The sequence below is a fragment of the Hahella sp. HNIBRBA332 genome, from assembly GCF_030719035.1.
Taxonomy (GTDB): domain Bacteria; phylum Pseudomonadota; class Gammaproteobacteria; order Pseudomonadales; family Oleiphilaceae; genus Hahella.
Genome location: NZ_CP132203.1, coordinates 4,412,418 through 4,430,392 on the forward strand (window position 1 = coordinate 4,412,418; position 17,975 = coordinate 4,430,392).

Genomic DNA, 17,975 nt, shown 5'->3' on the forward strand with positions numbered 1-17,975 from the left:
TCTAACAAAAGGTCATCCCGCACCGCCTCGGCCACTCCAATAAAACTGATCCAAATCACAGCGCTTAAAAGTGGCCAGTGCTACCTTTCCGGTTTATACAAACAAGGAAAACAATAAAAATGAGAAACGTACATACGCCTCCCCACAATAATTAGCCATTGAGTATTATTGGCTAAATCAACTGACAAACCGTTAATAACAAATGCATATTTAATGCAAGAACAATTATTGTTATTACATTAATCACACATTATATTTTTTCTGACCCATAAAGTTAACAATCCGAAATTAATACGGATGAAGTTTAAATCAGTCATGGTATGTTATAACGCGACAAAATTTATATAAAATATATTTTGCAATTAAAGGGAGTTATTGTGATTTATTCTTTTTCGTCACTACCTGAAGAAAAAACAGAGGTAGGCGGCAAGGCTTATATGCTGGCTATGATGACGCAAATGGGAATACGCGTCCCCGAAGGTTTTATCTTGGACGCCAAACCCAGCCAGGAAGAGCTTGCAACCATTTACCAAACATTGGGCGATCAGTTTTGCGTCGCCGTACGCAGTTCCGCAACCGGAGAGGATTCCAAAGAACACAGCTTCGCCGGACAAAATTCCACGTTTCTATTTATCAGAACCCGGGAAGAGCTGCTCAACGCCATTAACAACTGCTTTGACTCCATCCTCAAAGAGTCTTCCACGACTTATCGCAAACACTTCCTCGGCTCCGCCAAAGCCGTCCCCATGAATGTCGTGATCCAGCAAATGATCGACGCTAAATACGCCGGCGTCTTCTTCACCAAAGATCCCAGAAATGAAGACAAAGGATGGCTGCTGGAATATATCAGCGGCGTGGGAGAAGACCTTGTCTCCGGCAAAAAAACACCCAAGCAGATTCATGAAAACAGCGTGAGCGCCGACATCAAACCAGAGCAGGTCGAGGAAATTGTCAACGTCTCCCAGCAACTGGAAGCCAAATATCATCAGGACTTCGATATAGAATGGGCGATTGACGACAGGGGCGTCGTGCACCTATTGCAAGCGCGCCCCATCACCGCCAAGAACTCCATTTCACAGATAAAAAAGTTCGGCCTGGAAGAGCTGGAGCGTCTGAAAACCCAATACAGCAAAGACACCACCTGGGATGGGCAGACCTTCGCGGAGCTTTCGACCAATCCCAGCACTTTCTCCACGGAGCTTTGGACTGACTCGTTCAAGAAAAACGCCGCCTTCGATAAAGCATTGCAAAAAATCGGCTATCTCGGCTACCGCGACATGGAAGAAGGCGAGTCGATTCTGGATAACGTCTTCGGCAAGAATTACGTCAACCTCACGCGACTGGCGCCGCTTTACTTTGGCCCCATGCCCTACTCCATCGAGCCGCTGCCCAGACCTCACCTGAAGTTCCATGTCTCCAAAATCAACCTGAAAACCATCCTCTACACGCCCAAGACGGTCTTTAAAATGATCTCGGCGGGGCTGAGCGTGAACACTCACAGGAAAGAGTTCATCAATCTCGCCAGCAAGGATCTGATAAGTTTTTCCACCATCATGGACAGGCCCAATGATCTGAGTTACTACCGGTCCTGGAGCGACGACGATCTAAAAGGCCGTCTGTTGAAAGAAATGATCGTTTTCACCCGGGATACCCTGGTCTGGCCCTACGTTCTAATCTCCCTGACTGAAACCACGATTCAAACCCTGCACTCTCTGTTGGCGAACATCTTCAACGATCAAAAAGCGGCGGAGTTGATACGTCAGTGGACCGGCAACGGCATTAGAACCGAAACCTTTGAAATGGGCCGCTACTTCAAAAAGGCCTGCGCCAAGCCCGAGTTGCGAGGCATGTTTCTGGAAAAATACGGCCATCGCGGTCCCGGCGAGCTGGACCTGATATCCAAACGCTGGATCGAACTGGGCGAGGACGCCTTTTACGACCTCAGCGTGGAGGACTATGAGAAAGGCAAAAACAATCACACCTTTATTGATGTCGAAGAGGAAATAAACCAGTTTAAAACTTTCAAGAAAACACTGGTTCTTGAAGAATGGCAGCTTCTGAAAGATCTGCTGGAGCTGCGGGAAAAATGGAAAATGGCGATTCTCAAGCCACTCGCCCATTTCCGCTACATCCTGCTGGAGTTCGGCAAGCGCTATGAATTGCCTTCCAATGATATTTTCTGGCTGAACGCAGAAGAAATCATCCACTTCGATAAAGCGGCGTATGCGTCGCGCATTGAAGAACGCAAACTCAAATCCAAACTGTTCAAGCATTTCAATTTTTCCGCCGTCACCTCTATTCAGGAAATCGAGAATGTCCTGAACAACAGGCAGCCACAGAACGACAATCTGAAAGGCGAAGGCATCTCTCCCGGCTTGGTCAAAGGAGAAGTGCTGGTCATCAACGATCCGAACAAATGGAAGAACATCAAGTGGCCGGCGAACCCGATTGTGGTGGCGGAATCCACTGATCCAGGCTGGACGCCAATCTTCACCAAGGCCAAGGGCATTATTGTTTCAAAAGGCGGCGTGCTGTCGCACTGCGCCATTGTTGCGAGAGAAATGGGAATTCCCGCTGTGAGTGGAATTATCAACTGCCATAACAAATTTAAAGGAGGAGAGAATGTTTGGCTTGACGGAAATGATGGAACTATCCGCATCATCTAATACCCTCAACGAAGGTTATCAATACGCTATAGTTCCAACGGTATTATTGCCCCTGGCCTTTTTGGGAACCGCCCTCAGCGTCGTAGCGACCTTCATCGCAGGGATGTTCGGCGTGAAGCTGAATGCAGAAGGCCCCAAAAAGCTGCTGGAGCTGCTGCTCAAGCCGAAAGTGCTATTGGCCGCCGCCGCCCTGAATCTGGCCATATACGCTGGCTATATTGGCGTTGACTATGTGAAGAACGGCCCGGTTCCACTGGCGCTGCAGAAGTTCGCCAACTCAGACACCACTTATCACCAGAAAGCCAAACAGGGTGAACGCGCGCTATGGAAACAATCCCTTGAAGACGAGGGGGTTTTCGCCCGTGGAACCATCGTGAACGGTGAACTTTTCTTCGGCACCAATGAAGGGTATTTATACGTCGCCGACGCCGATACGGGCACAATCAAAAACAAACTGTTCTTCGGCAAGTTTCTCTCACCCAGCCCCACTCTTTATAAGGGCTTTCTGTATTTTGGAGAAGGCTTGCATCAGTCTCACAGTATGGGCGTGTATAAATTCGACCCTGAGAAAAAGCAGATTGTTTCGCACTTCAGGACCAACGGCCACACAGAAATTTTTCCCGTATTCGCCAATAGCGATGGCAAGGATTACCTGCTGCAGACCGCAGGTGAGGATGGCCTTTACGCCATTAATCCAGACACGATGGAGAAGATCTGGCAGTTCAAAGGCGGCCACATGGACGGTTTCGCGCTGGTGCAAGGCGACTACGTTTATATCGGCAGCGGCATCCCCAGAGAGGGCTTCAGCATAAACAGACCGTTCGCCTACAAATTGAGCCTGAAAGACGGCTCTATCGTCTGGAAAAAAGAGCTGCCCCTATCCGCCTGGTATGGCCCCGTTCAAGTACAGGACAATGTCTGCTTTATCCAGGGCGAAATTCATATCGATACCCATGTCGGCGGGCTGTCCTGTTTCACAAAGGCCGGAGAAAGAGCGCACTCTCTCGTTATCAATTACCCCGTCGTTGGCAAACCCATCGTTAAAAACGACACCGTCTACTTCAATGACTACTACGGCAATCTTTACGCCTGGAACGCCATCAACAACAAACTCAAATGGGGAATCGAATCAGAGATCAAAAAAGGCACCTACTCCTCCCCGCAGTTTTATAACGATAAGGAAATCATCTACGCCAAACGCACCGGCGGCGTACTCATCATCAACATGGAAACCGGCGAGGTCCGGGAAAACGTCGACTTCGCCCAGGACGAACTTATCTACGCAGACCCCCTCGTCAAAGAAGACGCCTTCTACCTGTTTGGGATGAAGGGGAGTATTTATAAATCGGCGAAGATCTAACCCCCCATCTGGAGGAGCTTGATCTGCAAGCTCCTCTTGTCTGCCGACTTGACACTAATCCATTGATTTAAAGACTATTAACGCTCCTTTCATATTTTCTCCGAATAAAACAAGGAGCCGTTTTGACCAAACTTCATAAAGGCATATCACAGGAAGAGTTTGAGAACGGGTATTTCTACGCCACGGAATTAAAAGAGTTCGCCCGATCTCTGGGGATCAAAACCGGCTCGTTACGCAAGAACGAAATTGAGCAGCATATTAAAGCTCATCTGTTCGGCGTCGTTCAGGGCGAGTTGCCAAAGAACGTCGCTAATCGGCAGACCGGCGGCGCTCGCGATAAATTGGCGGCGAACTCCTTCGTGGTTAACTACGTCAGCGACAAAGCCACCAAAGCGTTTTTGCGTGAGGAAATCGCCAAGCGCGCCCCGCAACTGAAAGACAAATCCGGTCAGTGGTATTGGCTGAATGACTGGCGCAAGGCGCAAATCGGCGCCAACCAGCGCATCACTTATCAGGATCTTGTGGACAAGCTATTCGAATTAATGACCACGCACGGAAAACTGCCGCGCATTCCCTCCACGCGATTCAACAATTTCATCACAGACTTCCTGACGGACCCGGTGAATGCCGAAGCCACACGCGCGGACGCCATGGTGGCCTGGGAAACGCTCAAAGCCCTGCCCGCCCAGAAAACGTATCAGGCCTATAAGCAGAGCAAAGCTTAAACGCCTAGGCGGCCTAGTGCGAAAGTAACTATCCTGAATAAAGTCCAACCCGCATAGCCAAGGTGAAACAGACGCCCAGGAGACGCGATGAGCAATCTAACCAAACAGAACGAATATGAATGTGACGTCAAAGACGGTTGCGGCGCTATCCAGCTGATTATCGAACCCAGGGAGAAAGATCTTGGCGGCTTTTCGGTGCGCAGGACGTTGCCTACCGCCAAACGCAAAATGGTGGGGCCGTGGATCTTCTTCGATCATATGGGACCAGCCAATTTCCCCGCTGGGGACGGCGTCAGCGTCCGCCCACACCCCCACATTGGCATCGCCACCGTGACCTATCTGTTTGACGGCGAGATACTGCACCGGGATTCCCTGGGAAGCGTTCAGCCTATCCAGCCCAGGGATATCAATCTCATGGTCGCAGGACGAGGCATCGTCCATTCAGAGCGTGAAAGACCGGAAATCCGCAACAAAGACCACAGCGTACATGGACTGCAACTTTGGCTTGCGCTGCCAGAAGACCAAGAGGAAATCGAGCCGGCTTTTTACCATTATCCCGGAGCAAGTATTCCGCAGGTCACCGTTGACGGCGTTGACGTGCGGATAATGATGGGAAGCGCATGCGGCGTGGCCTCTCCGGTAAAAGTATTTGCAGAAACCTTATATCTGGAGGCCCACCTGCGCCTGGGACAAACCTTCAAACTACCACAGACGGAAGAACGCGCCGTTTATGTGGCGCAGGGCGAATTGAACGCCAGGGACAACTTGCTTCCACAATACGCCATGGCGTTTTTCTCCAACGAACCTGACGTCACCTTGGAAGCGACTCAGGACACTCGTCTTGTTCTTATCGGCGGCGAATCTTTCAATAAACGGTTCATCGACTGGAACTTCGTTTCCAGCCGCAAAGAGCGTATTGAACAAGCTAAACAGGACTGGAAAAGCGGACGTTTTCCGAAGGTTCCTGAAGATGAAGAGGAGTTTATTCCCTTACCAGAATAGCAAGAGAATAATCTCAGCAGCGTTATAAATTCGCCGCTTTTAATTCATCAGGAATTCGCCATTTCGGGTTTTCAGATTCATCATATTCCCGTGGCGGTTGATAGGGAATCAAGTTGGTGGCGAAGTCATTATTGAGCAAGCGTTTTTCAATAGATTTCATTAATTTAAACGCTTTCTTTCTATGACTGTCGTCTATGTCTTTTTCAGATGCATACTGGGTGAAATAGTCAGGCGCAAAACCCCAATAGATTTGCAAGGCGCTACCCCGGTCCAGCTTCTCGTCTTTAATCAGTCTGGCGAGTTTCCTGTAACCCAACTCTTCTTCCGTATCCCAGTCAATCTCATCAAGCCGCCCCTGCAAGCCATAACAAGGCTGCGAGTGCAGCTGAACAAGTTCCACGATATCAATCCCGAACTCGTCCCTGAGAATTTCCGCCGCCACAAGTGCGGCTTCCGCCTTGCCGCCAATCTCCTTTCTCACTTTGGGTTTGGCTTCATCCCAAAGATAATCCACGTCGAGCGCTATCGGACCTGGATAACCGTACTTTTTCTGTTTTTCTACAGACCAAATCAAATAGCTTCGCGCATCTGGGTATTTGCTTTTTGCGCTCGGAACCAACTGCTCATAGCTTGAGATTCGGCTTCGTAAAGAGCCCCTGATCTTATCAAACCAAGCATTGGCGCCTGGGGAGTAATCGTTATTCATAAGCATCTCAATCAAGCTATTTTCGGAGGATTAGACTTACACTATCTCAAACGAATGATTGAAGTCAGTACGCCCGTTTGCAGATACTCAAAACGCCCTTCAACGCGCAACCCTTGATGCAAGGCGGGAGTCAGTTCCTGGGCCAGTTCGATTTGGAAACGCCCTTCCCTTTCGTCAATAGACACCATATTGGCCGCGTCAAAACCAAAGTAATATCCCACGTCTGGATACAGCGATTTAAACAGGCTTTCTTTTGCCGAAAAGATCAGTGTGAGCATACGCGGATCAGGATGAGAAGCGCCGCCGACAAACTGGTAATCCGCATCGGTGAGAATAGATCCGACAATATCTCCCGCTACTTTTTCGCTGAGCATATTCTCTACATCAATACCGACGCTGTTTACCCGATCTCTATTAGCTACGGCGCAAATAGCCAAGTCCTGTGCATGACTGATCGATCCAATGAAAAACTCGGGCCAAACAGGCGCACGGTTCTCCCCAATTCCGACAGAAAGATCATTCGCCCCTAACGTCATTAACGCTCGCCGCGCCACGTAGCGCCCCGCAACAAACTCGGCTCTGCGTTTCGCCACCGCCCTGTTCATTGAATCAGGCAATTCCGTCCCGAGAAGATGATTCACCATGTCATCCGAATAGCGATCCACGGAAAACTCACATTGGAAACAGACGCCCGGAAATCCGGGAATCTTTCGCTCAGACAGATGCTTGATGTACAGGTCAGTTGAATCGCTCAACACGCAGTCGTCCACATCCATGCCCCTTGGCCATACAAAAGCGCCATGATACTAGCCGACCTCACTCATAGCGACTTTCGTTCACACGCCCTACAAAAAACAAGTTGCCCAAGAATTAATCCATATAGCCTAACCCCCATGCCCAATTTCAGAAATCGGTAAATCGAATAAAATTTCAACCAATTTTCCTTAGGGATGAGGCGCCGAACCTGCACAGCCAAGAGCTATCACTGCAATCCCCCACGGCTGTCTCATCATCTTGTTAATCTTTTGTTTTTATTGATACTTAACAGGAATGTTTGCAGATGAATAGCTTTGTAGCGCCTCCCAAGTCACACTTACCAGCCCAAACCTATGTAGACAACAAATTCGTAACCTTCATACCATTTTCACCTGAGACAATTGGCAAGTCAGGCCGCAAAGTATTCATTGACGCCAAACTAATGCCTCAATTTCTGGCGCTTGTTGACTCAAGGTCTACTGCCGGAATAAAAATAGTCAAAAAAATCAATGAGCTGAAAAGTCTTGCCGGCGGAATAGTTAGCTGCAGCAATTTAAATAACGCTTTTCAGCATATGGAATTGGTAGAGCACGTCAGAATTTTTTATAAAATATTCCAACCCAGCGACCCAACAGCGAATGAAGCAGGTGTTTACATTAACGATATTAGGGCGGGCTATAAGGGAGACGAGAATAAGGCTGGTTTTTATCGAGTAAAAGGTAGCTCATATATGGCCAGTTCAAAGCCTATGCCTATGCAGGCCGATAAAATTATAGACCATCATGCAGCTATTAGCGACCACGAAAACACTCTTGGTGATGCAGTTAGATCATGCGCAAAACACACAAGCACAGACGGCTTTAGTTCCAATCCAAATAACTTTTCTATGTTTTATTTACATAGTCATATTTATAATGAACTTGGCGTATGGATAACTCCTGAGCAAAAGCAAAACAATCTAGATGATGCTGCACAAAAACTGGCAAAAGTACTCGTAGAAACCCAGGCTCACCGCCAAGCAGTCAATCCAGGCGACGAGCCATTACGCTGGGTTATTATTGGTGACGGTGTAAAGTTATTAGCAAAGGCAATCAGCAAGCTTCCGAGCCCTAAGCCCAACTATAAGGAAAACCTTAGCAAACATAAATTTCAATTTATTGATCCAACCATTGATATAAATCCAATAGCCCGAGACTTACTGAAAACAGGGGCGAGCCTTGATAAAACGCCAGTAATTACTGGTCAACAGCGCAATCGCTCGGCAGTGGTATCAGCCTCTTTTCATCGGGGCCAAAGCGCAAGGGCAATAAATGTTATTGGAAATGTATTAGGCGAAAAAGTAGCCGGGGTTAATAAAGACTGGCTGGCCAATACACAAATTACATCAAACGCTATAACACATGCTAAGAGCCTTATCTCAACACCTCAAAATCGCACATTTATAGAGATGATCAACCAAGTTACAAGGATAGCTCAATGGTGAAGCCTAAACATATAATCCCTCCTAACTATAGCGAGGCAGACTTAATCTGTATTGACCTGTCAGGAACACAACTAGCATTTAGGCTCCCAATGCATGAAGGTTCATTTGAACCCACTGCCTCGGAATCCAATATTGACATATATGATCAATTCAACAAGTTTCCATCTCAAACTGAAAGATATGCGAGATTTATTACATTAATAGAGCAGGCTTGGTATTATAAATCAGCTACAAGCCCTTTTGATGCCGCACAGGTTATTTTTAGCGCCCGAATTTCTGAAGCCTCTGTCGAGCAGTCTGGCTCTCAACTATGTCAAAGTGCTTTTATGAGTTCAATGCTATCTGCATTTGAGTCAATATTTGGACAGTATGACAAAGATATCGAGGAAGAGTTCGAGTTAATAGGTAAGCCTCCTACTCAAGAGGATATGTGGGTATACCCCAAAAGTATTCAAGATTTTCAATCACACCAAGTTAATCAAACAACCTGGAAAATATGTAGAGTAGGTCATCCTGGGACACCTCCTCTCGCCTTTTGGGTAGGCACGCCTTTAACGCCTTCTCACATACTGATATTAAACTTCGACTTCACTGGCTTCCAGGAGAAAGATATCGGTCCAGGTATCTGCCGAGATGAGTTAATGGAGGCATACGTCAAAGACTTCCTCGAACACTTCCATATCCAATATTCCCCAGAAACTCTGGCGGAAATGGAGCAGTACAAGTAACGTCAAACGGCGCATTGCATGATGCGCCGTTTTTCTTTCCTCTCGCTATTCGCTCATTGCTACCTCCGCTATCTCTGACTCTTCCCCTGTCCGGGCTCACTTAACCTTTAGTCCGACAGGGTTAATGCTTAGATCATATGTCTAATTATCCGGACAGTTAGCGGGCTTTATAGTGTTTCGACAGCTATTATTTAATCAGGCGACAACTACGTTGATACTTAGAGCGCATTGCCTGATGTTTTTGAGCAGTTAACAAGGGTAAAGCCATGTCATCGCAATCGACGGATAATCGACAACTGACGCTGCAGTTTCTCGCGGAGCCCACTGACGTCAACTTCGGAGGCAAGGTACACGGCGGTGTGGTGATGAAATGGATCGACCTCGCCGGCTACGCCTGTGCAGCCGGATGGAGCGGGCGCTATTGTGTGACCGCCTATGTGGGCGGCATCCGCTTTATCTGCCCTATCCATATCGGCATGCTGGTGGAAGTGCAGGCCAAGGTGATTTACACCGGCCAGAGCAGCATGCACCTCGCCATCGACGTTTATTGCCGCGATCCCATTGAGCAGGAACGTAAGAAAGCCACGCATTGCATCATGATCTTCGTCGCCATTGACCGCGACGGCAAACCAGTGAGAGTGCCTACTTGGGAGCCTAAAACCAAGAAGGACGTGAAGCTGCGCGACTACGCTCTGAAGCTGATGAGTCTGCGCCAGGAAATCGACGAGGAGATGAAGGATTACTTCAACGAGTAACCGCTCCACCCGCCTCAAGCAGGCCGCCTTCTGATCAGAGCCGGCCTGCTCAATTGACCCAAAGCCAAAGCAGGCTCTACAAACCCTAACACTTTCACCTCAATTTTGCTGTTTCGGTCCCCTCGGTTTTCCACTAATATGCCCGCCCGGGCCACACTCCGTCGCAATATTTGAAACTGGCCAGCCTATGTGGGTTTGAGCCTCATTCCATGTTGCGACGCAGGGCTTTGACAAAACATCTTCAACGTCAATATCGCTTAATTTCTCGACAGTTTCGCAAAAATCAAGTATGGATGAGGACCTATCGGCCAGGCATGGCGGGTGGTCGCCACCGAAACAGGAGTTTAAAGACAAAGGGTACACTGACGCGGAATACCGGATTCGGTAGAAAGGTGTTTGTACGTGGTTTCTCAAAACACTTTGCACGAGATTTAAGATGTCATTTGTTATACGGTCCAGCGCCTGTTATCTCCCACAGAGTAAGGTTTCAGCGGAAGAACTGGATCAACGTTTAAGCCTGGAGCCTGGAACCTGCCGTAGACGCTACGGTGTGGATTACCGCCACTACGCCTCCCCCAGTGAGACCGCGCTGTTTATGGGAGCGGAGGCCGCCAGCGCCGCTCTGGACAGGGCTGAGTTACAGTGGGCGGATATCGATTTGCTGGTGTGCGCCAGCGGCACTTCCCATCAGGCTCTTCCCTACAACGCCGCCGGCGTCCTGGCGGAGCTGCAGATCGCTGAGCCTTTGGCCACAATGGACGTCAACGCCAGTTGCCTGTCGTTCCTGGCGGCGCTGGAGTTCAGTCACTGCGCCATCGCCAGCGGACGCTATCGACGGGTGATGATCGTCTCCAGCGAAGTGGCCAAGATCGGCGTCCAGGACATAAAACCCGAAACGGCCACCTTGTTCGCAGACGGGGCCGCCGCTTTTGTGCTGGAAGCCTCCAAGAACAGCGCGGGGTTGCTGACCAGTCTGTTTCAGACCTACCCGGAGGGATATTCCCTGTGTCAGATTCGCGCGGGCGGCAGCGGCTTGCACCCCACTCGCAATCCCATGGGCGCCGTCGCGGAAGGCAGCTACTTCGAAATGCAGGGTAAAGCCCTTTACCGCATGGTTTCCAAACTGGCGCCGGAGTTCATACGCCAGGGGCTGGGAAAAGCACAACTCACGCTATCCGATATCGCCCATATCGCGCCTCATCAAGCCAGTCACGCGGGTCTCGCGCATCTTATACACCGGCTTGGTCTGGATGAGGACAAAGTGGTCAACCTGTTTGCGACGATGGGCAATCAGGTCGCTGCGTCACTGCCCATTGCTCTCGACCACCTGCTGCGTAACAAACGCGTCGCCCGCGGTGAGCTGGTGATGTTGTTCGGCTCTGCGGCGGGCCTGTCGCTGGGGCTGGGAGTGCTAAGTCTGTGAGGATTCTAGTGACCGGCGGGACCGGCATGTTGGGACAGTCCATCGTACGCAAGTATCATGACCGCTTCGACATCCGTTTTATGGGCCGGAATAAATCTCTGGGCGCGCACATCACCTCGGAAACCGGCGCTGAATTTTTCCCTGCGGCCCTGCAACAGCAGGCGCTTCTGCATGAAGCTTGCAAAGGCGTAGACGCCGTCATCCACTGTGCGGCGCTATCGAGTCCCTGGGGAGCACGCGAGGAGTTCGAAGCTGCGAATGTCGACGGAACCATAAATATTCTGGCGGCGGCTGAGGCCAATGACGTGAAGAAGTTCGTGCACATCTCCACTCCCAGCCTGTATTTTCAATTCCGCGATGCGTTGAACATCCCGGAAACCCAGCCGCTTGGCCCGCGTTTCTGCAATGATTACGCCGCCACCAAAGCCCGTGCGGAGCACCTCGTCACCGCCAGTCCGCTGCATACCGTTATCCTGCGTCCCCGGGGCATTTTCGGACCTCACGACAACGCCATCCTGCCCCGCATCATAGGCGCAGTACGCAACGGCGCACTCTGGCTGCCCTCCGCCCGTAATCCCGAGATTGACCTCACCTATGTCGATAATGTGGCTGATGCGGCGATCCTGGCGCTGCAACAGCCTGTTGAACGCGGCTCTGTCTTCAATATCAGCAATGGCGAGCCCGTGCGGCTGCTGGATGTGCTCACCCAGCTTTTTAATGCGATGGGGCGTCCTACACCGATTAAAACGCTCCCTTACGGCGCGCTGGCGCCGCTAATCGCCGGCGCGGAGTGGTTGCGGACGCGCCTGCCCGGACGGTCCGAGCCCAAGCTGACCCGATACAGTGCGGGACTGTTTCACTATCATCAAACCCTGGATATTTCCAAAGCGCGCGCCCAGCTGGGCTATGCGCCCGCAGTATCCATTGCTGAAGGAATTGAGCGCTATGTCCACTGGCGTCAGAGTCAGGCTGTTTGAGGCCGGCCACTGCGTACACCCCGGATTTATGGTGAAACCGGGCCTGGGCCTGGCGCCGCGCAAGTTCCCCGCCGGCGTCGCCCTGATTGAGCACCCGCAGGAAGGCGTCCTGCTGTTCGACACTGGCTACCATCAACGCTTTTCCCAATGCACGCAGCATTATCCTGAGCGCTTTTATGCGCTGGCGACGCCCTGCTCGCTGCAACAGGGCGAAAGCCTGAAAGAGCAGTTGGCGACACAGAACATCGCCGCCGATCAGGTCAGGCATGTGGTGCTATCCCACTTTCACGCCGACCATATTGCCGGTGTCTGCGACTTTGCACAGGCGACCCTGCACTGCCACCCCGCCGGACATCGTTATCTGACGCAAACCGGACGGCTGAGTCGATTGCGCAAAGGCTATCTGAAGGATTTGCTGCCCGCCCAGGCGGAATCACGTTTGTCATTTACGGACAGCTTCCCGTTGGACCTGGGCGACATTCTGAATATGCCGACTCGCCCTCTCGGATTGAGCGCTCGCGACCTGTTCGGCGATCAGACGCTATATCTGGTCGCCCTGCCTGGCCATGCCGCAGGTCAGATGGGATTACTCGTACGCCTGCAGGACCGATTCCTGTTTCTACTCGCCGACGCCTGCTGGCTGGTGGACAGCCTGCGCGATGGCGTGGATCAACATTGGCTGGCGAACATTATCTGCGACGACCGCAAGGCTTATCGCGACACCCTGGAAAAGCTAAGGCGCTGCTATCGGGCTACAGCCGACAGAGTCATTTTTACGCCGTCCCACTGCGAGGACACCTTGCAGTCCCTGATAAGCCAGGGCTGGCTCAATTAAGGCGCGCCGATGGAAAAACTCATCATACTCCGCCACTTTATCGCCAGCCGCTATCGACGCTTTCAGTCCCGAGAGCAGCTGGAGTCCTGGCAGGCGCGGCGACTGCGTCGTCATTTAGACTGGGTGTGCCGCCATGCGCCGTTCTATCAAGAGTATTTGGGCAAGCCGCTGCAGGATTTTCCCATCATGTCCAAAGCGCTGATGATGGACAACTTTGATCAGCTGAATACACGCGGCTTGCAGCGGGACCATCTGTTCGACATCGCGCTTGAAGCGGAGCAAAGTCGGGACTTCAGCCGGTCGCAACTGGGAGACGTCACTGTAGGACTCTCCTCCGGCACATCCGGCCGGCGCGGACTGTTTCTGGCGTCCCGTGCGGAACGTCTGGAATGGGCTGGCGTCATCTTCGCCAAACTCTTGCCAAGCCTGTTGGGACGCCACCGCATAGCCTTGTTATTACGGGCGGACAGTCCTCTCTATCAGACCGTCAATCGAGGGCGCATTCAGTTTCATTATGCGGATCTGACGCAACCCCAGGAGCAGTGGCTAAGCGCTCTGGAGGCCTTTCAGCCCACCCTGCTGGTCGGCAGCGCCCAGGCGTTGCAGCTGTGCGCGCAGAGTAGCCGCAGGCTGCAACCGCAATTGATCATTTCCGGGGCCGAAGTGCTCACGCCTTCCGACAGAGCGCTTTTGCTACAGCGGTTTGCCTGCCCTATCAAAGAGATTTATCAGTGCACAGAGGGTTTTCTCGCCTGTACGCAATCAGACGGCGTATTGCGTTGGAACGAAGATTTCGTACATATAGAACCCCATTGGCTGAACCCGGAGAAGACCCACTTTTCCCCTATCGTCACCGACTTCCGCCGCCGCACCCAGCCGATCATTCGTTACCTGCTGGACGATGTGATCGAAGCCGGGGATGAGCCCGGCGTGTTTCGCGCCATCCGTAGCATAGGCGGTCGCGCGGGCGATGTGCTGCAACTGCCTGGGGCGTCTTCCACAGTGACGGTTTTGCCCGACTTGCTGTATCGCGCCGCCGCCCTGGCCAGCCCGGAGCCTTTGGACTATCGCATCAGCCAGATTGAGGCGGCGCGCTTGCGCATTGAAAGCGACCGCCGTCACGCTGAAATCGAGCAGGCCATACGCGCCGCACTGACAAAGCTGGGCGTGGTCGAAGCCCTCGGTTTTGAACACAGTCCGCGTCCACATTGGACGCCTTCACAAAAGCAACGCAGAGTCGTCAATTTATGGTCGTCCTGATCACCGGCGCCCGCGCGCCTGTCGCGCTGGATTGGGCCCGAATCGCTATCAAATCCGGTCATCAGGTCTGGCTTGCGGATAATCTGCGCTGGCCCCTGGGACGTTACCTGCAAGGGGTGCAGGGCTACCTGCGCCTGCCCCCGCCCAAAGGCGACCTGAGCGCTTACGCCCACACTCTGGAGCGCCTGCTGCGGGAGCATAAAGTCGATCTGCTGATCCCTACCTGCGAAGAAATCTTTTATCTGGCCCAGGCGCGCCCCCATGTGCAGGCTGACGCCCTTTGGTTCATGCCGGAAACAGAACTGCTCTTTCGCCTGCACAGCAAGCTGGACAGCCTGAAAATCATGCATGGGCTTGGGGAAGTGCAAGCGCCGGAAACCCATCTGCGCTGCGCTCCTGAGGAGATAGAAAATAATCCTGACACGATCCTGAAACCGGTGTATTCACGCTTCGGCCGCCAGGTGATCCGCAATCCGCATCAGGCAGCCCTTAAACCTTCGCAGATCAGCGCCACCCGTCCCTGGGTGCAGCAGCGTAAAATCGTCGGGCAGGCGATCTGCAACTACGCGCTTTTCAATCAGGGTGAGCTGATCGCACATCAGGCTTATCTGCCGGAGTATTGCTTCAATCAGGCCGCCGCCAGTTATTTTGAGCCCTATACAGACCCACGCCTGGAAGAGTTCGTCCGCCAGTTCGGGCAACGCACGGGGTATCACGGTCAGGCCGCGTTTGATTTTATTGAGGAGGCCGGCCAGCTCTTCGTGCTGGAGTGCAACCCGCGCGCCACCAGTGGATTGCATTTATTGCGGCAAACCTTGCGCATCGATGAGCAGGGCCGATTTGCACACACGCCTGGGCCGACCCGCCCCTTCCGCATCGGGGCCACGCTGCCTCTGTTTTTTGGCGCGTCGTCTCTGCTGCAGGGTAAGTTCGGCCGTTTGCTACATGACTATCGCCGCGCTCAGGACGCCCTCGCCGATGAGCAAACGCCACTGTTGCAACGAGCGCAATGGTTGGCGCTGACGGAGATGTTTTATCGCTCCGCCCGCTTTAGGCGTCCATTAACCGACGCCAGCACCTTCGACATTGAATGGGATGGACCCGACTCCGACCCAGCTTGCCAGCGGGATACGCCATGCTAGAAGCCAACGAGCTTCATCGCCGCTTCGTCGTGCTGATGCAGCAGCCCGGCCTGATCCGCAATCTCACTACTGAGATTGTCGCCTACGAACAGGATGGCGTGGCGGCGCCCGCCAGCGTCAATGACTACCACCCGCAAAACTGCTACGTAGTTTCGCCGCTGACGCAAATTATCTATTACGCCCGCGACGAGTTGCCGAAAGTGGAGTCGGCGCTGTTGCGTTATTTCTGCTACGGCCTCACATATCTGCTGGAGTGGCCGTTCAGGCTGGCGCGCCTGGATCGATTGCAGGTGCTCAACAATCAGTGTCTCTCCACCAACTTTTACAGCGCCAACTGGCGCGAGCTGAGTCTACCCGCCCTGCGCGAGCAAGCCCTGCGTCGCTTTCCCAAGCACGCGCTAATGCTGCGTTCGCTGAATGAACGGCAACACCCTGACATCATCGCGCAAGCGCGCCAGGATGGCTGGTTGCCAATCATCAGTCGTCAGGTGTATCTGTTTCTTGATCGTGAGCGCTGGTGGAACAGAAACAACACCCGCGCCGACGACCGGCTCCTGCGTCAACCAGACTGGTCGTTCAGAGAGCTGGATCCGGATGACGAAACGCAGATGGCGCGAGCGGAGCAGCTTTACAATCAGCTCTATCTGGAGAAGTACAGTCTCCATAATGTGCGCTTTAGCGCCGACTATCTCAGCGCCTTCAGTCGCAATGGTTTACTGAAGCTCTTTGGCCTGTTTCATCAGGATGAACTACTGGGTGTAGCGGGCCTGTTCGGCGTCGACCAAACCCTGACCGCGCCCGTAGTCGGTTATGACACCCGCTTGCCCGCCAAAATGGCGCTATACCGGCGCATCATGGCGTTCGTGATTCGCTACGCCATGGACCACCATCTGGAACTCAATCTCAGCTCCGGGGCGCCTGACTTCAAAAAACTGCGAGGGGCGGAAGCGGTGATCGAATACAGTTATGTCTACGTCGCTCACCTGGGGCTTTATCAGCGCGCCATATGGCGCGGCTTGTCTCTGCTGACGGAGAAGCTCTATCGCCCCATTCTTGAGAAGTTCGAGTTATGAGCGCGCCTGATAGCTTTCCTTATCCCGGGGTCACTGGCGGCTGGTTTCCTTTGCTGCCTGTGGCGAAGTTGCGCGATAAGCCGATAGCGGTGAGTCTGTTGGGGGCGCCATTGGTCCTGGCGCGACTGCAAGGCAAAGCCTGTGCGTTTCAGGACCGTTGCCCTCATCGTTTGATCCCGTTGTCGCAAGGAAATATCTGCAACAATCGCCTGGCCTGCCGCTATCACGGCTGGCAATTCGATGCAGCGGGACGCTTGCGACATACTCCCGGATCATCAGAATGCGGTGCGCGCGCAACCTTGCAAAGCTATGCTCTGCAGGAACGGGACGGATTGATATGGGGCAGCTTGAAACCTGCGTCAGCCGAATCTCTGGCCGGCTTTTCCGAGCTGCCCGGCTATGTCTGGACCCAAGCTTATCGCCGCATCCACTGCAGCCTGTTTCACACCATTGAGAATTTTCTCGACCCCTGCCATACCCCTTATATCCATCAAGGCTTGCTGCGCAGTCAGGGGCCTCAGCAGATGCGAATCGAACAGACGGTCAGCGTTGATGGTTTTGAAACCCATTATGCGCTGACGCAGAAGCAGAATGGCTGGATCAACCAGCTGTTCGATCCGGGTGTGGATCAGAACATCGCCCGCTTCAAACTACCCGGTCTGGTGGAATTGGACTATCTCAAGAACGGACGCCTGTTGTTTCGCTCCGCACTTTATTTTGTTCCCCATAGCGCTGAGGTCACAGGGATATTCGTCAGGCTCTACGCACCCCGTTCCTGGATACCCGCTCCCCTGCGCTTTGCGCTGTTCAAGCCCTTCGTTCACACGCTCTATATTCAGGACAAACAAATACTGGAGCAACAACAACGCGCCCAGCAGACCTATGGCGAGCGCTATCTCTTCTCCCACACTGATGTGGCGGCGCGGCCCTTGTGGGCGTTGCTGCATGGTCAGTCGCCCAGCCCCTCCGCAATAAAAGAGTTGAACTTCCAAACGACTCCCTGATCCAAACAAAAGTGGTCATTGAATAAGCTTAACTATCTAATTTTCGCTTGGGATATTAGCCTGAGTAACGCAGTCATCGC

At 52.5% G+C, this 17,975-nt stretch carries 16 protein-coding genes; 14 read left to right on the forward strand and 2 right to left on the reverse strand.

The features are described 5' to 3' along the window. Positions 1 to 377 precede the first annotated feature (377 nt). The 4 genes from O5O45_RS19495 to O5O45_RS19510 all read left to right on the forward strand — a co-directional run bounded on the left by O5O45_RS19495 (position 378) and on the right by O5O45_RS19510 (position 5,753). Entirely contained in the window at positions 378 to 2,666 is a 2,289-nt protein-coding gene (locus O5O45_RS19495) for a PEP/pyruvate-binding domain-containing protein (protein WP_305901019.1), read from the forward strand. Next, complete coding sequence (locus O5O45_RS19500; protein WP_305901020.1) at positions 2,623 to 4,026, forward strand: outer membrane protein assembly factor BamB family protein; 1,404 nt, start codon at positions 2,623 to 2,625, stop codon at positions 4,024 to 4,026. Before O5O45_RS19495 ends, O5O45_RS19500 begins: the two co-directional genes overlap by 44 nt. A gap of 122 nt (positions 4,027 to 4,148) precedes the next feature. Continuing rightward, a complete protein-coding gene (locus O5O45_RS19505) occupies positions 4,149 to 4,751 on the forward strand; it encodes a hypothetical protein (RefSeq protein WP_305901021.1) in 603 nt (200 codons plus the stop codon). An 87-nt stretch (positions 4,752 to 4,838) separates the two neighbouring features. Further along, the gene (locus O5O45_RS19510) at positions 4,839 to 5,753 is read left to right on the forward strand and encodes a pirin family protein (RefSeq protein WP_305901022.1); all 915 of its coding nucleotides are present in this window, start codon (positions 4,839 to 4,841) and stop codon (positions 5,751 to 5,753) included. 22 nt (positions 5,754 to 5,775) lie between these two features. Here O5O45_RS19510 and O5O45_RS19515 read toward each other — a convergent pair whose 3' ends face one another. Both O5O45_RS19515 and O5O45_RS19520 read right to left on the reverse strand, forming a co-directional pair. Next, the gene (locus tag O5O45_RS19515) at positions 5,776 to 6,459 is read right to left on the reverse strand and encodes a DUF4274 domain-containing protein (RefSeq protein ID WP_305901023.1); all 684 of its coding nucleotides are present in this window, start codon (positions 6,457 to 6,459) and stop codon (positions 5,776 to 5,778) included. Between the two features lie 41 nt (positions 6,460 to 6,500). Further along, positions 6,501 to 7,235: a 4'-phosphopantetheinyl transferase family protein gene (locus O5O45_RS19520; RefSeq protein ID WP_305901024.1), complete on the reverse strand. Its 735-nt coding sequence runs from the start codon at positions 7,233 to 7,235 to the stop codon at positions 6,501 to 6,503. Positions 7,236 to 7,519: 284 nt separating this feature from the next. On the opposite strand from O5O45_RS19520, the gene O5O45_RS19525 reads away from it, so the two are divergent. From O5O45_RS19525 to O5O45_RS19570, 10 genes are all read left to right on the forward strand, one after another. Continuing rightward, entirely contained in the window at positions 7,520 to 8,698 is a 1,179-nt protein-coding gene (locus O5O45_RS19525; RefSeq protein ID WP_305901025.1) for a hypothetical protein, read from the forward strand. Next, positions 8,692 to 9,426: a hypothetical protein gene (locus O5O45_RS19530; RefSeq protein WP_305901026.1), complete on the forward strand. Its 735-nt coding sequence runs from the start codon at positions 8,692 to 8,694 to the stop codon at positions 9,424 to 9,426. Before O5O45_RS19525 ends, O5O45_RS19530 begins: the two co-directional genes overlap by 7 nt. Before the next feature lie 266 nt (positions 9,427 to 9,692). Beyond that, on the forward strand, positions 9,693 to 10,181 hold the full coding sequence (locus O5O45_RS19535) for an acyl-CoA thioesterase (RefSeq protein ID WP_305901027.1): 489 nt from the start codon (positions 9,693 to 9,695) through the stop codon (positions 10,179 to 10,181). 436 nt (positions 10,182 to 10,617) lie between these two features. Continuing rightward, positions 10,618 to 11,604, forward strand: a complete 987-nt coding sequence (locus O5O45_RS19540) for a 3-oxoacyl-[acyl-carrier-protein] synthase III C-terminal domain-containing protein (RefSeq protein WP_305901028.1) — start codon at positions 10,618 to 10,620, stop codon at positions 11,602 to 11,604. Further along, positions 11,601 to 12,581 carry an NAD-dependent epimerase/dehydratase family protein gene (locus O5O45_RS19545; RefSeq protein WP_305901029.1) on the forward strand — a complete coding sequence of 327 codons (981 nt, stop codon included), beginning with the start codon at positions 11,601 to 11,603 and terminating at the stop codon, positions 12,579 to 12,581. The genes O5O45_RS19540 and O5O45_RS19545 overlap by 4 nt, the downstream gene beginning before the upstream one ends. Continuing rightward, on the forward strand, positions 12,550 to 13,416 hold the full coding sequence (locus O5O45_RS19550) for an MBL fold metallo-hydrolase (RefSeq protein WP_305901030.1): 867 nt from the start codon (positions 12,550 to 12,552) through the stop codon (positions 13,414 to 13,416). Before O5O45_RS19545 ends, O5O45_RS19550 begins: the two co-directional genes overlap by 32 nt. Before the next feature lie 9 nt (positions 13,417 to 13,425). Next, positions 13,426 to 14,676: a F390 synthetase-related protein gene (locus tag O5O45_RS19555; RefSeq protein ID WP_305901031.1), complete on the forward strand. Its 1,251-nt coding sequence runs from the start codon at positions 13,426 to 13,428 to the stop codon at positions 14,674 to 14,676. Continuing rightward, a complete protein-coding gene (locus O5O45_RS19560) occupies positions 14,664 to 15,818 on the forward strand; it encodes an ATP-grasp domain-containing protein (protein WP_305901032.1) in 1,155 nt (384 codons plus the stop codon). The genes O5O45_RS19555 and O5O45_RS19560 overlap by 13 nt, the downstream gene beginning before the upstream one ends. Continuing rightward, positions 15,812 to 16,891, forward strand: a complete 1,080-nt coding sequence (locus O5O45_RS19565; RefSeq protein WP_305901033.1) for a GNAT family N-acetyltransferase — start codon at positions 15,812 to 15,814, stop codon at positions 16,889 to 16,891. Before O5O45_RS19560 ends, O5O45_RS19565 begins: the two co-directional genes overlap by 7 nt. Beyond that, a complete protein-coding gene (locus O5O45_RS19570; protein ID WP_305901034.1) occupies positions 16,888 to 17,895 on the forward strand; it encodes a Rieske 2Fe-2S domain-containing protein in 1,008 nt (335 codons plus the stop codon). Before O5O45_RS19565 ends, O5O45_RS19570 begins: the two co-directional genes overlap by 4 nt. Positions 17,896 to 17,975: the final 80 nt, after the last annotated feature.

What these genes read in the sequence shown, in the direction of transcription:
- O5O45_RS19525 (WP_305901025.1), top strand. Translation starts at nt 7,520, where the DNA reads ATGAATAGCTTTGTAGCGCCTCCCAAGTCACACTTACCAGCCCAAACC.
- O5O45_RS19540 (WP_305901028.1), top strand. Translation starts at nt 10,618, where the DNA reads ATGTCATTTGTTATACGGTCCAGCGCCTGTTATCTCCCACAGAGTAAG.
- O5O45_RS19530 (WP_305901026.1), top strand. Translation starts at nt 8,692, where the DNA reads ATGGTGAAGCCTAAACATATAATCCCTCCTAACTATAGCGAGGCAGAC.
- O5O45_RS19520 (WP_305901024.1), bottom strand. Translation starts at nt 7,235, where the DNA reads ATGGATGTGGACGACTGCGTGTTGAGCGATTCAACTGACCTGTACATC.
- O5O45_RS19555 (WP_305901031.1), top strand. Translation starts at nt 13,426, where the DNA reads ATGGAAAAACTCATCATACTCCGCCACTTTATCGCCAGCCGCTATCGA.
- O5O45_RS19565 (WP_305901033.1), top strand. Translation starts at nt 15,812, where the DNA reads ATGCTAGAAGCCAACGAGCTTCATCGCCGCTTCGTCGTGCTGATGCAG.
- O5O45_RS19570 (WP_305901034.1), top strand. Translation starts at nt 16,888, where the DNA reads ATGAGCGCGCCTGATAGCTTTCCTTATCCCGGGGTCACTGGCGGCTGG.
- O5O45_RS19500 (WP_305901020.1), top strand. Translation starts at nt 2,623, where the DNA reads ATGTTTGGCTTGACGGAAATGATGGAACTATCCGCATCATCTAATACC.
- O5O45_RS19560 (WP_305901032.1), top strand. Translation starts at nt 14,664, where the DNA reads ATGGTCGTCCTGATCACCGGCGCCCGCGCGCCTGTCGCGCTGGATTGG.
- O5O45_RS19510 (WP_305901022.1), top strand. Translation starts at nt 4,839, where the DNA reads ATGAGCAATCTAACCAAACAGAACGAATATGAATGTGACGTCAAAGAC.
- O5O45_RS19550 (WP_305901030.1), top strand. Translation starts at nt 12,550, where the DNA reads ATGTCCACTGGCGTCAGAGTCAGGCTGTTTGAGGCCGGCCACTGCGTA.
- O5O45_RS19515 (WP_305901023.1), bottom strand. Translation starts at nt 6,459, where the DNA reads ATGAATAACGATTACTCCCCAGGCGCCAATGCTTGGTTTGATAAGATC.
- O5O45_RS19535 (WP_305901027.1), top strand. Translation starts at nt 9,693, where the DNA reads ATGTCATCGCAATCGACGGATAATCGACAACTGACGCTGCAGTTTCTC.